Origin of the sequence: uncultured Arcticibacterium sp. (genome assembly GCF_964021845.1) — a bacterium.
GTDB lineage: Bacteria > Bacteroidota > Bacteroidia > Cytophagales > Spirosomataceae > Arcticibacterium.
In genome coordinates this window covers 22029-35938 of record NZ_CAXHZC010000005.1, presented here as the reverse complement: position 1 = coordinate 35938, position 13910 = coordinate 22029, and the positions used below count along the sequence as shown (strand labels likewise).

The window sequence follows — 13910 nt, the reverse complement described above, 5'->3', positions numbered from 1 at the left end:
ATGAGGGCAATAGTAGTAGATGACGAAAGACTAGCACGTAACGAGCTAAAAAGGTTACTAGAAGAGTTTCCGCGAATCACTGTAATAGGTGAAGCAGCGAATGCCGACGAGGCTATTCCTATGATAGAAGAAATGCATCCTGACTTATTATTCTTAGATATTCAGATGCCTGGTAAAAACGGTTTTGAACTTTTGGAAGCCCTTGAAGACAGCGTTCCCGAAGTTATTTTCACCACCGCTTATGACGAGTATGCATTAAAAGCTTTTGAATTTAATGCCTTAGACTATATCATGAAACCTATTGACAGCCCAAGGTTGGCAGAGGCTATTCAAAAGATTGAAGAGGTTATAGAAAAGAGTAAAAAGGAAGATTCTAGAGAAACGGAGGCTGAATTAACTGTACACGACCAAGTTTTTGTTAAAGATGGTGAAAAATGCTGGTTTGTAAGATTGGGAAAGGTGAGACTTTTTGAGTCTATGGGGAATTACGTCAGATTACACTTTGATGACCAAAAACCTATGATTCTCAAATCACTAAATAGTCTAGAAGAACGCCTTGATTCTAAAGTCTATTTCAGAGCAAACAGAAAACATATTATTAACCTCAATTATATTGACAAAATAGAACCTTGGTTTTCTGGAGGTTTACTGGTCAACTTAAAAGGAGGAGAAATAGGCCCAGGTGGGGAAAAAATAGAGATTTCAAGAAGGCAGGCTATTAAGTTTAAGGATTTGATGAGCCTTTAATAAAGGAGTAAACTTATTTAAATGTGAGTTCGCAAAACACAAAAACCGAATCAGAGACGATTCGGTTTTTTAATATATTCTAATTGGCTCGCTAATTCTGCTCTGTTGCTAGTACCATCCTTATCCGGAGCCTCGCTCCCATTCCCATAACATCTACCAAGTCTTGAATAGTAAGGCTTGATGCCGCTCTTAAGATTACGGTTGGTTCTTCCATTCCTTCGGTTGACTCTAAAAGAGCTTGCTCTAGAGCAGGAAACGGAACGGCCCGTCGGTCTATATAATATAATTTATCTTCTGTTATTGACAGATTTACGGGTGCTTTACTTACATCATGCGTAGAATCGTCGGATTGCGGAAGCATAAGCTTAATTACATTAGGACTACCCAATGTGGCCACAATTAAAAAGAACAATAACAAGAAGAACATGATATCATTTAATGCAGAAGTTTGAACCTCGGCATGAAATCTTCGCTGTCTTTTTAGTTTCATGTTGTCAGTGTTTTAAGATGCAGGCTCGTTCAGTGTATCCAAGAAATCCATTACGGTAGCCTGAAGGTTAATACTGAATTTATCTGTCATCATGTTAATACTGTGATAAGCAGCATAGGCTATTAAACCTACCACCAATCCAGAGAAACTTGAAATCATTTTCTCATAAAGACCATTTGATATGGTTTCAATAGAGAAATTTCCTGTAACAGATATTTCGTAGAAAATTCTAATAATACCAGAGATAGTACCCACAAAACCTAAGGTAGGAGCCACACCAGCTATAAGTCCTAAATAGCCCATGTTTTTCTCCATTTTAGAAATCTCTAAGTTTGATTGAATTTCCATCGCACTTTCGATATCCTTAACAGGTCTTCCTATTCTCGACATTCCTTTTTCTAAAATTCTAGAAATAGGTAGATTAGTACTTTTGCAAAGAGAAATACCTGAACGCATATCGCCTCTAAGTATATTATCTTTAAGCGACCTCAAAAAACCAAAGTCTATCTTGGAGGCACTTTTGATAAATAAATATCGCTCTGCCATCAGATAAAAAGTAGCAAAAAGCAATATCATAATAGGATAGATAACTACCCCACCTTTTAGAAGTAATTCAAAATAATTGATACTATCGACAGAAGCCGTAAGTGTAGAGTCCATTCCTACTTCCGCCGGAATTTGAAGTAAAAGCATTTTCAGCATTTAAAAAGGATTTTTAAGAGTTGGTTTACTAACTGGTTACTTTCAATAATTATTATGCAAAATACAAACTTTTACGCTTTGTAGATTCTTTTCACAAGCTTTTCAAGGGTTAGCCCTTGCACTATAATCGAGAATAATACAACGCAATAAGTTATGAAAACAATATACGGTTTGGCCTCCCATTCTGAAGGTAAAGATAGTGCCATAGCTATAGACAAGCCACCACGTAAGCCTCCCCAAGTAAGCAATAAGGGAGCTTTATCTACTGAGACCCAGTTTTTTGAGAATTTCAATAAAACTGTAATAATAAGATACCTAGCTAAAAGTACAATAACAATAGAAGCTGCTCCTGCAATAAAATAGTTAGTATGGAATTCTAAAATCAATATCTCTAAACCTATCAAAACAAAAAGAACGGCGTTCATCAAAACATCGACCAACTCCCAAAATTTGTCAACATAAAGCTCTGTAGTCTCACTCATAGAATCTTGTTTCATTCCGCTACTACCCATAAACAAACCTGCCACTACCATAGCAAGAGGTCCAGAAGTATGGAGCTGCTGAGCTAAGAAATAGCCACCCATCACTAAGGCAAGTGTAATCATTACTTCTACCTCATAATCGTCAATACTTTTCAGCAATTTAAACATTAGGAAACCTAAGCCCAACCCAAACAATATACCACCAACGGCCTCTTGAACAAATAGCGTAGCCACATCCATTGCGGTAACATTATCTACCCCAAGTCTTGCAATTTCTAATATGGTAAAAAATATCACTACACCTACACCATCATTAAAAAGCGACTCCCCTACTATGTTGATTTCTATCTTTTTAGGCACGTTGGCTTTTGTCATAATTCCTAAAACCGCAATTGGGTCTGTAGGCGAAATTAAAGCTCCAAAAAGCAAACAATAGACCAAATCAGTGTGTAAACCTAAAGCCATTGACAGGTAATATACGGCACCTCCGATTAAGAAAGTAGAGATAAAAACTCCCACTAAAGCAAACATCCCAATGGTTCCCTTCTCCTGTTTTATCATGCCTACATTAGTATGCAGTGCTCCTGCAAAAAGCAGGAAGGAAAGCATGACATCCATGAGGACGGTAGTAAAGTCAATTTCGGCCATGATGTCTCGTGCATAATGAACCAAATCAGGATAAATAAACTGAAGCAAAATCATAATTAATGAAAATACCAAAGCCATTATCATCAATCCGATGGTAGTAGGCAACTTCAAAAAACGAACATTGATGTAACCGAAAAGTGCTGAAATAACCACCAGCATGGTCAGTATCTTAAATAATTCCATTTTTACTTTATGATTTAATTGACTAATTCTTACAATACACCTTTAGTACTTGGCAGGCTATCCATGGCATTAATATCTCTTTTTACCGCCATCTTTATGGCCTTTGCCCATCCTTTAAAGATAGCTTCAATTTTGTGATGCTCATTATCACCCTCACATTTAATATTTAGGTTACATTTAGATGCATCGGAAAAAGACTTAAAGAAATGCATAAACATCTCCGTAGGCATTTCACCTACTTTTTCTCTTTTAAAGTCAGCATCCCAAACCAGCCATGGTCTTCCTGAAAAATCAATAGCTACCTGAGCTAAGGCCTCATCCATAGGTAATAAGAAACCATAACGGTTAGTACCTCTTTTATCTTTTAGTGCCTCTAAATAAGCTTCTCCTAAAGCCAAAGCCGTATCTTCTATGGTATGATGCTCATCAATATGTAAATCTCCTTTTACAGTAATTTCAATGTCGGCACCTGAGTGCTTCGCCAGCTGGTCTAACATATGGTCAAAGAAACCTAAGCCTGTATCCATCTTAGCCTTACCTGTTCCGTCTAGGTTCAGATTGACATAAATTTTAGTCTCTTTAGTATCTCTCTGTATAACTGCTTTCCTCTGAGGCAGTCTCAAAAACTCATGAATTTTATCCCAGTCGCTACTTATTAAAGCTATAGCATTCTTTTGACCATCCGTAGCTTCTTCTTTCGCCTCATCCGCTATCAAAATACCTTTTGCACCTAGGTTTACGGCTAATTGAATATCAGATAGTCTATCGCCTAGCACGTAGCTATTCGCCAAATCATAATCAGGATTATCAATATACTGCGTCAAAAGCCCAGTTCTTGGCTTGCGAGTTTCAGCATTTTCATGCTCAAAAGTTCTGTCGATGAAAACTTCTTTGAAGTGGATTTCTTCACCCTCTAAAGTGGTCATCATTTTTTGATGTGCTGGCCAAAAGGTATCTTCTGGAAAAGAATCCGTTCCTAAGCCGTCTTGATTGGTAATCATCACCAATTCAAAATCGGTCTCATTTGCGATTTTTCTTAAATTAGAAAGTGATTTAGGGAGAAACTCAAGCTTTTCTAGCGAGTCCACTTGAAAATCAGTTATCGGTTCCTTTATGATGGTACCGTCACGGTCAATAAATAGTACTTTTTGCATGCAATTATAAATGTATCAATAGGCAGCAAATGTAGGCATCTTACTTTTTAAATCCTTAGCTTTGGAAACGCATCTATTCTATATGAAACTTTTTTTTTCAAAGTCTGCACTTTTTCTCCTAATTCTGTCACTACAGGCATGTGGAAGATTAGAACAACCCGAAACTGGTCAAAAGCCTCCGGTCAAATTGGTAGAGCCCTACACTAAATTTGACTTGGAAGATATTAAAGCCGTAGTTATAAAGTGTGATTTAGGAAGAATGAAAGTCAATATCAGACAGTACATTAAGCCTAGCATTGAAATTCATAAAACCTATCAGAAATACGTACACCTTGAGCCTAGAGAAGATACACTCTTTATTTATACAGATAAAACGCCTCGTACCACAGACGAATTACGTGTCAGGAAAAACATCAACCTCTTTTTACCTTCTCTGAAGTATATAAGAAGTAATGTTTCTCAAATAATCATGGCTGACTTTGAACAAAGAGACATGACCATTGAGAATAACAGCAATGCTTTAAGACTATATAATTGTAGAATCCAAAACCTAGACATACTTAATAAGGGGCTTTGCAATATTCAGCTTGATGGAAATAATTATTTTGAAAGCCTAGCGGTCAAATTAAATGAAGAAAGCTACTATAACAGCGATGCTATGGTTTTAAAAGGTTTCACATTAGAAACTAAGTCTTTAGAGCATATCAACTTCACCAATTTACCAGAAAATGGTTTTAATTGGATTAAAAAATAAAAGAACTGCACTAAAGCAAGGTCTTTCACTACAGGTTTGCAAGAGAAAAATTAAAACCTTACTTTTGCACTCGATTTAAGACTCGTTCGAGTTCTCTGACAGCGGCAGTACACATTTAATGTACCTATTTTCGTCCAAAAATTCCTTTCAGAGCAGGCAACGGGTTTAACCGTGATGTTCACGAAAGGGCGTGTCGCAATCGTCTCCAAAAAACAATTAAAAATATAGGCTGCTAGCTGGGCAGTCATGCAAAAAGCGTATGCAAACTGTAAAGTTTAACGAACTTCCTGTGTCTGATTATATATTAAAGGCAGTGGAAGAAATGGGATGGACAGAAGCCTCCCCAATTCAATCAGCCGCCATTGAGGTGGTAATGAAAGGTACTGACATGATAGGTCAGGCACAAACAGGTACTGGTAAAACAGCTGCCTTTGGTATTCCGGCTATTGAAGCCATTGATGTTGAAGATAGATTCACACAAGTATTGATCATGTGTCCTACTAGAGAACTTGCACTGCAAGTTAAGGAGCAGATTTATCAATTATCAAAATACAAGAAAGGACTTTTAGTAACCTCTATCTACGGTGGCGAGTCTTATGAAAGACAATTTCGTGACCTAAAAAAAGGTGCACATATAGTAGTAGGTACTCCTGGTAGAATCATGGACCACATTGAGCGTAAAACGCTTAAGTTGGAAACATTGAAAATGCTTATCTTAGATGAAGCAGATGAGATGCTTAACATGGGTTTTAGAGATGATATAGAAAAAATATTATCTTTTGCTCCAGAAGAAAGACAAACTGTTTTATTCTCTGCTACCATGTCTCGTGATATCATGAGCATTACAAAGAGATTTCAGAACAATCCTGAAATTATCAAGATAACTAAAAAAGAGGTTACAAACGATAATATTGAGCAAACTTACTATAACGTAAGACGTGACTCAAAAACTGAGTTAATGTGTCGTTTGATTGATGTAAATGACCTGCAATTGATGTTGGTTTTCTGTAATACCAAAGCGATGGTAGACAGAGTAACTATGGAACTTCAAGACAGAGGTTATAAAGCTGAAGCTATTCATGGAGATTTGAGCCAATCGGCTAGAAATCAGGTTATGAATAAATTCAGAAACAAAAATTGCACTATCCTTTGTGCTACTGATGTAGCAGCCAGAGGTATTGATGTAAATGATGTGGATGCCGTTTTTAACTATGACGTTCCCTTAGATACAGAATACTATGTTCACCGTATTGGTAGAACAGGTCGTGCGGGTAATAAAGGTAAAGCCTTCTTATTTGTTTCTAACAGAGACAGAAATAAACTAAGAGAGCTAGAAAGATACACTAAAGTGCCTATTACAGAAGGTAAAGTGCCTACGAAGCAAGACATGAAAGAAATTCAAACGAAGAATTTCATGGAGAAAATAGTTTCTCATATTTCTGAAGAAGGAAATCAAGAATACGAAGCTATTATAGATGCACTTACAGAAAACGGACATAGCACGGCTGAGGTAGTTACTGCCTTAATGAAAATGCAATTAGACCTTAGCAAAACAACCCAAGGAGGCGATGACCTTTCTGACGGACGTGGCAGAGGCGGAAGAGACAGAGACAGAGGTGACCGTGGCGGCGACAGAAGAGGCGGCGGACGTTTTGAAAGAAGAGGCGGTCGTGAGCGTGATTTTGAAAGCAGAGACCGTGGTGGAAGAAATAGAGATAGAGGTGAAAGAGAAGGTGGCCGTAGACCTCACAGAGGTGCTAATGGTTCTGGAGAGCCAGGAATGGTTCGTTTGTTCATCAACCTTGGAAAGAAAGACCATGTATCACCAAACCACATAGTGGGAGCCTTAGCAGCCGAAGCAAAAATACCTGGTAGAGTGATTGGTCAAATTGATATGTATGACAAATTCAGTTTTGTGGAAGTACCAGAAAGAGATGTAAATAAAGTTATCTCTGGCATGGACGGCAAAACTATCAATGCTCGTCAAGCGGCCATTGAAGTTGCGAAATAAGTAAGATAATTATCTTATAAAATTAAAGTCAGTCGATTATCGGCTGACTTTTTTTGTGCCTTTTGCTTACTTATTTATAATTTCGGGCTATGAATTCAACCCTGACCTATACCCAAGCAGAGAACTTCCTACTAAGCCTTTTCAAAAAGGTAAACCTTCCAAACGACAAAGCATTAACTACGACTAAAATACTCTTAGAAGGAGAGCTTTTAGGTCATAGAACGCACGGTTTACAGCTTACTATGCCCTACATAGAGCACATTAAAAGTGGAAGCATGGAAATAAATGGTAGTTATGATATACTTAATAGTGCAGCGAGTTCTGAACTTTGGGATGGAAAATATTTAACAGGTCCTTGGTTGATAGAAAAAGGAATTCAGAAAGCCGATTTAATGGCTGAAGAAAATGGTGTAGGTACCGTGGTTATTCAAAAATCTTCTCACATTGGATGTTTGGCAGCATATTTAGAAGAGGCTACCCAAAACGGCAATATGGCTATTATAGCCTGCTCTGACCCAGATAATAAAACCGTTGCTCCTTTTGGTGGAACCACAGGTGTTTATAGTCCAAATCCTTTAGCTCTTGGCATTCCTACCGAAACGCAGCCACTTATTATTGATGTAAGTATGTCTGCCACTTCAAACGGCTTAATTCATCAAAAAAACAAAACTAATGAGCCTTTAGAGTATCCATGGCTTATCACAGCAGATGGTAAAGCCACTACAGATGCCAAAACATTCTTTGAAGATGAACCGTCCACTATATTACCTTTAGGCGGACTAGACTCTGGCTATAAAGGATTTGCTTTAGGAATAATGATAGAAGCCATGACATCGGCCCTTGGCGGACATGGAAGAAGCAGCGAACCTGGTAGATGGGGTGCATCAGCCTTTATTCAGGTTATTAACCCAAAGAAATTTTCAGGCGACAGTTATTTCAAACGAGAAATGGAGCATTTAAAAGAACAATCTTTGGCAAGCAAAGCTGCACACCCCAATCAGCCCGTAAGAATGCCAGGCGAAAGAGGACTAACCCTTAAAACAGAGCAAATGAAGTCTGGCTTGAGGCTTAGAAACGATACTTTTGAAGGTTTAAAGAAGTTAGCCGAAGAGTTTGTACTAAAACTCTAAGAATTAGTTACCCCACTTTTCAGGACTACGTTTCCACTTTTTTAGAGAAGCTATGTCTTCTTCTTTAACATACTGCTGCTTGCGAGCTTCGTCTATTAAGAAGTTATAATTACTCAATGTTATTAACGGTACATCAGCTTCTTGGAAGTTTACCCCAGCTATTTTTAAGCCATAGGTAAATACAGAAATCATTCCTATTACTTCAATACCCGCCGCTCTTAAAGCTTCTACCGCTTTTAGCGAACTGCCACCCGTTGATATTAAATCTTCTAAGACTACTACTTTTTGTCCCTTAACTATCTTCCCTTCTATCTGATTTCCCATGCCATGCTCTTTAGGTTTTGGCCTAACATAGGCAAAAGGAATTTTTAAATAATCTGCCACTAAAGCACCTTGAGCAATACCCGCTGTAGCCACACCAGCTACCAAATCCACTTCAGGAAAATGCTTTTTAATGGCTTTAGCTAATGCTTTCTTAATAAAAGTACGTCCTTCTACATCAGAAAGCGTTATACGGTTGTCACAGTAAATTGGTGATTTCCACCCTGAGCTCCATGTGAATGGTGCATTCGGGCTAAGTTTTACAGCTTCTGTTTCTAATAAGATATTGGCAATTTTTCTAGCAGTAGTCATTCAGTAGTTCTATTCTATTTCGTCTATTAAAGTGACAAGAATCTTGTCAACTCGGTTTTTATCCATGTCAACAATTTCAAAACGGAAGTTTTCCCAATCGAAATGGTCTCCCGTTTCTGGAATTTCTTGTAATATTTCCAAAGCAAAACCACCCATGGTATCGAAACCTTGGTAGTCTTTCCTATTATTTATCTCCACCTCAAACTCTTGTAAGAATTCATCAAATGGCAGTGAGGCATCAATTAAAAAAGTACCATCATCTCTTTTAAAGATCTCAAATTCAAACTCGTTTGTTTCTGATATATCTCCTACTAATGCGTCCAAAATATCATTCATCGTGACCACACCTTGAACATTACCGTATTCGTCTACAATCACCCCAAAATGACGTCTTTCTTGCTGGAATTTTTCTAAAACTTGATAACCCAGATTATTCTCAGGTATAAAAAGACACTCTCTAAGGCTTGATTCTAAATTCTTAAGCTCTGTGCTTAATGATTTCCCTAATAAGTCCTTCACATAAAGTAGACCTACCATATTGTTTATACCATCATTGCACACAGGATAAACCGAATGACGAGAAGCTATAATTTTCTTTCTGTTCTCATGTGGTGTATCATCTAAGTCTAAAAAGGTCACCTCATTGGTATTTGTCATTAAAGAAGTAATCTTTCTGTCGCCAAGATGAAAAACATTTTGAACCAACTCATGCTCTATTTCTTCAATAGAACCACCTGTGGCACCTTCTTTAGCCATTGACTTGATCTCTTCTTCAGTGATAGAATTATCTGATTCCTTTATTCCGATAAGACCAAAAAGGAATTTAGATGTTTTGCTAAGTAACCAAATAAATGGAGAGGTCACTCTAGAAAGAGCTATCATAGGAGCAGCCATTGTCATAGAAATACTTTCCGGGGCTGCTAATCCAATTCTCTTAGGCACTAATTCCCCTAAAATTAGAGAAAGAAAGGTTACCAATATGGTAATTATTACTACTGCAATGGTATCTGCATAAGTAGCTACTCCCGGTATCTGCTCTAATACAGGTAAAATATAAGCACCTAACCTATCACCAGAATAAATACCAGTGAAGATACTGATCAAGGTGATGCCTATCTGAACTGTACTTAAGAATTTATTTGGTGAGCTAGCAAGATTCAGGGCAGATTCTGCCCTTTTATCACCATTTTTTGCGGCTATTTCTAATTTAGTTTTTCGGGAAGAAATCAAGGCAATTTCCGACATCGAAAATACCCCATTGATTAAAATCAGAATTAATAAAATTACTATTTCCATTAAGCTTCATGAAGCCCTTTGGGGGCGTAATGCTCTGTTATTGAATTGCAAAATAATACAAATGTGAACCGCTTTACTAGATATAAATTAAATATTTTAGAAATAAAGCTTGCACTAATATACCAAACCCTATTTTTGCACCCAAACAAAAAGGAACAATGGTCATATTTATCAATGACAGACCAATACATTTAGTAGACGGTCAAGAGGGTGTCAACAAGAAGTTTGACACAATTATTAGCGATATCGGCATGATAAGCGGCCTAAAAGAATGGCGAAAAAAAGTGCTAATTCCTGATGCCAAAGCGGAAATACTAACTGCTTTCTTTAGAGCAATTAAAGAAATAAAAAAATTCGACTTTAAAAGTGTAACCTTTCTTGTCAACAATATAGAAGATGCTAAAGAGACTATTTTTGCCGAATACAAAATAGTTAACGCTGCTGGTGGTCTAGTCCTTAATAAGGAAAATAAAATCCTAATGATCCACAGACTTGGAAAATGGGACTTTCCTAAAGGCAAAGCTGAAAAAGGTGAAACTATAAGAGAAACTGCTTTAAGAGAAGTAGAAGAAGAATGCAACGTTAAAGTGGCCTTAATAGATAAATACTACATTTCTTATCACACATACTTACATAAAAATCAACGTGTATTAAAACGTACCTATTGGTATGAAATGCGTTTAATTTCTGATGCACATATGGCTCCCCAAGAAAATGAGGGAATAGACGATGTCAAATGGATGAATGCCTCTGAAATGTACAAGGCACTTTTCAAAAGCTACCCTTCTATCTTGAATGTGGCAAAAAACATGCTTTCTCAGGAGTTGAGCTTTTCTAAAGGATAGGGAACATAATTACTTACATCTACTCCAAAGGAATGTAGCTCTCTCACAATACTAGAACTAATAGGAGCCAACTCAGGTGAGGTAATAAGGAAAACAGTTTCCAAACCGTTTACTATTTGTCTATTAACTTGTGCTATAGTATTCTCATACTCAAAATCGGTGGTATTTCTCAAACCCCTTATTAAGTACTGGGCTCCATAGTTTTTGGCAACTTTAGCCGTAAGGTCATTATAGTTAATAACCTTTATACGTTCATCATTATTAAAAGCACCCTTTATAACGCCCACCATTACATCCAAAGGAAAATACCGTTTCTTTGCAGGATTATAGCCAATGCCAATAACAATTTCATCAAAAAGCTTCAATCCTCTTTCAACAATATCTGCGTGACCTTTAGTAAACGGGTCAAAAGAACCAGGAAAAAAAGCTATTCGTTTCATTGGGTTTATTTTTATCGTGGCTAAAGATTGAAATGTTTTTAATCATTTCAAAGTCTACAATTATTTTCTCCTAGATTTCATTCATTATTCTTAGGTATTTGGAATAACACCCTGCCTTTCTTCGAAACAAAAACGCCCTACCCTCAAGTAAAATCTTATTTGCAGCATACATAAACCTTAGATTTTAGAAGATTAATATTATGTTTGTTTATTCAAAAACAGACGAAAAATAAGGAGATGGAAAGATATGTATGGGGTGTTGACCTTGGAGGTACTAAAATAGAGGGCATTGTGATAAATGCTAAAACAGACGAAATTCTAATTAGAGAACGAGTTCCTACAGAAGCCAACCAAGGGTACGACCATATTTTATCTCAAATCAAAAAGCTTATAGATGGTTTAAGTAAAAAAACTGGCGTAAACCCTGAAGCTATTGGTTTCAGTACACCCGGCACCTTAGACCCTGGCCTTCAAACCATGAAAAACTGCAACACCACTTGCATGAATGAACAGCCTATGAAAAAGGATTTAGCCGCTCTACTAGGCGTAAAAATAGAAATGGCAAATGACGCCAACTGTTTTGCCCTGGCAGAAGCTACCATGGGTATAGTGCCTGATAAATATCCAGATGCTCAAGTAGTTTTTGGTGTAATTATGGGTACGGGAGTTGGCGGTGGCGTGGTGGTCAATGGAAAAATCATTGGTGGCAAGCATGGTATTGGTGGGGAATGGGGACATAACGTTTTAGGAGATGACCAAACACCGTGCTACTGTGGTAAAGTGGGCTGTAATGAAAATATTTTTTCTGGCCCAGCCTTAGAAAGGTTTTATGCCAGTATTTCTGGTGAGAAAAGGGGCTTAAAAGAGATAGTAGATAGGTATAGAGCAAATACTGATGAACATGCCACAGCTACGCTTCAAAGGCTCTTTAAGTCCTTTGGTAAGGCTATTCACTATATTATAAATGTACTTGACCCAGATGTGGTGGTACTAGGTGGTGGTGTTAGTAACATTGAAGAAATTTATACGGAAGGTGTAAAGGAGATTGAGAATTTCATTTTTAATAAAAGAAAGGTAGAAACGGTTTTCTTAAAACCTAAACTAGGCGACAGTGCGGGTGTTTTTGGAGCCGCTGAGCTAGTTCGATAATGCTTAACTTCAACTTTTACCCCACGCTTTTAAACGAGTATCACAGATATCTTAAATACCCATCAGAAGAAAATAAAACGAAGCTTCTGAACAGAATCAATAGAGTTCCAGAAACTGACCCTATTATATTGGCAAAGTTCAAAAAAGGTATTTCTTTTGAGAGTGCTGTGGTTAAAAATAAACCAGGAAATTTTGAGCCACAGCTCATAGAAGAAGCTGCCTCTTTGCTTCCAAAAAGACGCAAAACGCAACAATTACTATCTTTCCAGCATAAAAACATCAAATTTTATGGCTATGCCGATGTACTGGGGGAAGCGAGGGTGATTGACCTAAAGTCTACAGCGAATCATAAAGCTGGCAGGCATGATTTCAATTATCAAACGCTTTACCTCTACAGTTTGATTGACGCAGGATTTAAGAGCATGGAATATATCATCTGTGATTTTGAAAACATATACGTGGAAACCTACCAAGCTTCCACCTATGATTTTGACAGTATGATCTTAGAGATGGAAAGTTTCCGCGATTTTCTGATAGAACACAGATCTCATATAAGAGATAAAAAAATAATGATAGAAAGAACACAACCCTTTTTTGACTAACTATTTATCGCCACTTCCAAAACCATTTAAATCATCAAACTTTTTTAAGTTTAAAGTCCAACCGTTTTTAAAGGATAAATATCTAACTATAAAAACGATGGCCATAGAAACCATGACATTCACGTTCTCAATAGGACAGAATTGCTGCATAATGATGTAAATAACGGCCCCAAGTAAACAAGCCGCAGCGTAAATCTCTTTTCTGAAAATCAATGGAATCTCGTTAGTCAAAACGTCTCTAATAACACCACCAAAACAAGCAGAAATTACGCCCATCATAATACAAGTTTCTACTCTGAGGTTATACTCGGCAGCTATTTTAACACCTATAATAGTGAATACACCTATTCCCAAGGTGTCAAATAGAAACATCCCTTTTTTCAACCTTAAGACTCGTTTATAAAAAACATAGGCAATAACATAACCTATCAATATGGCTAGCATGTAATTCCGGTCATTAAGCCACCCCACTGGCGAGCGTCCTATCAACAAATCTCTGAGTGTACCTCCACCAACCGCGGTCACAAAACCAATGATAAGTGTACCAACTAAGTCAAAACGCTTTTCGATGGCCATTAAAACTCCTGAAATAGCAAAAACACAAGTACCAAATAAATCTAAAAAGTATATCCAAGTCATAGTTG

The 13910-nt window shown here is 37.3% G+C and carries 15 protein-coding genes; 7 read left to right on the top strand and 8 right to left on the bottom strand.

Annotation, left to right across the window (positions count from 1 at the left end; genetic code table 11):
* On the top strand, positions 1-747 hold the full coding sequence (locus tag AADJ06_RS14700; protein ID WP_341227234.1) for a response regulator transcription factor: 747 nt from the start codon (positions 1-3) through the stop codon (positions 745-747).
* Between the two features lie 91 nt (positions 748-838).
* On the opposite strand, the gene AADJ06_RS14695 is transcribed toward AADJ06_RS14700, so the two are convergent.
* The 4 genes from AADJ06_RS14695 to hisB all read right to left on the bottom strand — a co-directional run bounded on the left by AADJ06_RS14695 (position 839) and on the right by hisB (position 4406).
* Positions 839-1237, bottom strand: coding sequence for a biopolymer transporter ExbD (locus tag AADJ06_RS14695; protein ID WP_341227233.1), 399 nt, complete (start codon positions 1235-1237; stop codon positions 839-841).
* 12 nt (positions 1238-1249) lie between these two features.
* Positions 1250-1930 (bottom strand): MotA/TolQ/ExbB proton channel family protein, encoded by a 681-nt coding sequence (locus AADJ06_RS14690; RefSeq protein ID WP_341227232.1) that lies wholly within the window; start codon positions 1928-1930, stop codon positions 1250-1252.
* A gap of 80 nt (positions 1931-2010) precedes the next feature.
* Complete coding sequence (locus tag AADJ06_RS14685) at positions 2011-3252, bottom strand: sodium:proton antiporter (protein ID WP_341227231.1); 1242 nt, start codon at positions 3250-3252, stop codon at positions 2011-2013.
* A 29-nt stretch (positions 3253-3281) separates the two neighbouring features.
* On the bottom strand, positions 3282-4406 hold the full coding sequence (gene hisB, locus AADJ06_RS14680; protein WP_341227230.1) for a bifunctional histidinol-phosphatase/imidazoleglycerol-phosphate dehydratase HisB: 1125 nt from the start codon (positions 4404-4406) through the stop codon (positions 3282-3284).
* Positions 4407-4488: 82 nt separating this feature from the next.
* Between hisB and AADJ06_RS14675 the strand changes: the two genes are divergently transcribed.
* The 3 genes from AADJ06_RS14675 (at position 4489) to AADJ06_RS14665 (ending at position 8301) form a co-directional block, all read left to right on the top strand.
* A complete protein-coding gene (locus AADJ06_RS14675) occupies positions 4489-5160 on the top strand; it encodes a hypothetical protein (protein ID WP_341227229.1) in 672 nt (223 codons plus the stop codon).
* A 259-nt stretch (positions 5161-5419) separates the two neighbouring features.
* Positions 5420-7171 carry a DEAD/DEAH box helicase gene (locus tag AADJ06_RS14670; RefSeq protein WP_341227228.1) on the top strand — a complete coding sequence of 584 codons (1752 nt, stop codon included), beginning with the start codon at positions 5420-5422 and terminating at the stop codon, positions 7169-7171.
* An 89-nt stretch (positions 7172-7260) separates the two neighbouring features.
* Positions 7261-8301, top strand: a complete 1041-nt coding sequence (locus tag AADJ06_RS14665; RefSeq protein WP_341227227.1) for an Ldh family oxidoreductase — start codon at positions 7261-7263, stop codon at positions 8299-8301.
* 3 nt (positions 8302-8304) lie between these two features.
* Here AADJ06_RS14665 and pyrE read toward each other — a convergent pair whose 3' ends face one another.
* Both pyrE and AADJ06_RS14655 read right to left on the bottom strand, forming a co-directional pair.
* Positions 8305-8934, bottom strand: a complete 630-nt coding sequence (gene pyrE, locus AADJ06_RS14660; protein ID WP_341227226.1) for an orotate phosphoribosyltransferase — start codon at positions 8932-8934, stop codon at positions 8305-8307.
* Between the two features lie 9 nt (positions 8935-8943).
* On the bottom strand, positions 8944-10230 hold the full coding sequence (locus AADJ06_RS14655; RefSeq protein WP_341227225.1) for a hemolysin family protein: 1287 nt from the start codon (positions 10228-10230) through the stop codon (positions 8944-8946).
* Positions 10231-10388: 158 nt separating this feature from the next.
* Between AADJ06_RS14655 and AADJ06_RS14650 the strand changes: the two genes are divergently transcribed.
* Complete coding sequence (locus tag AADJ06_RS14650; RefSeq protein ID WP_341227224.1) at positions 10389-11075, top strand: NUDIX domain-containing protein; 687 nt, start codon at positions 10389-10391, stop codon at positions 11073-11075.
* Here the strand turns inward: AADJ06_RS14650 and coaD are convergent.
* Positions 11048-11515: a pantetheine-phosphate adenylyltransferase gene (coaD, locus tag AADJ06_RS14645; protein ID WP_341227223.1), complete on the bottom strand. Its 468-nt coding sequence runs from the start codon at positions 11513-11515 to the stop codon at positions 11048-11050. The genes AADJ06_RS14650 and coaD overlap by 28 nt on opposite strands.
* Before the next feature lie 237 nt (positions 11516-11752).
* On the opposite strand from coaD, the gene AADJ06_RS14640 reads away from it, so the two are divergent.
* Together AADJ06_RS14640 and AADJ06_RS14635 are read left to right on the top strand one after the other, a co-directional pair.
* Entirely contained in the window at positions 11753-12664 is a 912-nt protein-coding gene (locus AADJ06_RS14640) for an ROK family protein (protein WP_341227222.1), read from the top strand.
* Complete coding sequence (locus tag AADJ06_RS14635) at positions 12664-13266, top strand: hypothetical protein (protein ID WP_341227221.1); 603 nt, start codon at positions 12664-12666, stop codon at positions 13264-13266. Before AADJ06_RS14640 ends, AADJ06_RS14635 begins: the two co-directional genes overlap by 1 nt.
* On the opposite strand, the gene AADJ06_RS14630 is transcribed toward AADJ06_RS14635, so the two are convergent.
* Complete coding sequence (locus tag AADJ06_RS14630) at positions 13267-13905, bottom strand: trimeric intracellular cation channel family protein (protein ID WP_341227220.1); 639 nt, start codon at positions 13903-13905, stop codon at positions 13267-13269.
* Positions 13906-13910: the final 5 nt, after the last annotated feature.

What these genes read in the sequence shown, in the direction of transcription:
- AADJ06_RS14700 (WP_341227234.1), top strand. Translation starts at nt 1, where the DNA reads ATGAGGGCAATAGTAGTAGATGACGAAAGACTAGCACGTAACGAGCTA.
- AADJ06_RS14695 (WP_341227233.1), bottom strand. Translation starts at nt 1,237, where the DNA reads ATGAAACTAAAAAGACAGCGAAGATTTCATGCCGAGGTTCAAACTTCT.
- AADJ06_RS14690 (WP_341227232.1), bottom strand. Translation starts at nt 1,930, where the DNA reads ATGCTTTTACTTCAAATTCCGGCGGAAGTAGGAATGGACTCTACACTT.
- AADJ06_RS14685 (WP_341227231.1), bottom strand. Translation starts at nt 3,252, where the DNA reads ATGGAATTATTTAAGATACTGACCATGCTGGTGGTTATTTCAGCACTT.
- hisB (WP_341227230.1), bottom strand. Translation starts at nt 4,406, where the DNA reads ATGCAAAAAGTACTATTTATTGACCGTGACGGTACCATCATAAAGGAA.
- AADJ06_RS14675 (WP_341227229.1), top strand. Translation starts at nt 4,489, where the DNA reads ATGAAACTTTTTTTTTCAAAGTCTGCACTTTTTCTCCTAATTCTGTCA.
- AADJ06_RS14670 (WP_341227228.1), top strand. Translation starts at nt 5,420, where the DNA reads ATGCAAACTGTAAAGTTTAACGAACTTCCTGTGTCTGATTATATATTA.
- AADJ06_RS14665 (WP_341227227.1), top strand. Translation starts at nt 7,261, where the DNA reads ATGAATTCAACCCTGACCTATACCCAAGCAGAGAACTTCCTACTAAGC.
- pyrE (WP_341227226.1), bottom strand. Translation starts at nt 8,934, where the DNA reads ATGACTACTGCTAGAAAAATTGCCAATATCTTATTAGAAACAGAAGCT.
- AADJ06_RS14655 (WP_341227225.1), bottom strand. Translation starts at nt 10,230, where the DNA reads ATGGAAATAGTAATTTTATTAATTCTGATTTTAATCAATGGGGTATTT.
- AADJ06_RS14650 (WP_341227224.1), top strand. Translation starts at nt 10,389, where the DNA reads ATGGTCATATTTATCAATGACAGACCAATACATTTAGTAGACGGTCAA.
- coaD (WP_341227223.1), bottom strand. Translation starts at nt 11,515, where the DNA reads ATGAAACGAATAGCTTTTTTTCCTGGTTCTTTTGACCCGTTTACTAAA.
- AADJ06_RS14640 (WP_341227222.1), top strand. Translation starts at nt 11,753, where the DNA reads ATGGAAAGATATGTATGGGGTGTTGACCTTGGAGGTACTAAAATAGAG.
- AADJ06_RS14635 (WP_341227221.1), top strand. Translation starts at nt 12,664, where the DNA reads ATGCTTAACTTCAACTTTTACCCCACGCTTTTAAACGAGTATCACAGA.
- AADJ06_RS14630 (WP_341227220.1), bottom strand. Translation starts at nt 13,905, where the DNA reads ATGACTTGGATATACTTTTTAGATTTATTTGGTACTTGTGTTTTTGCT.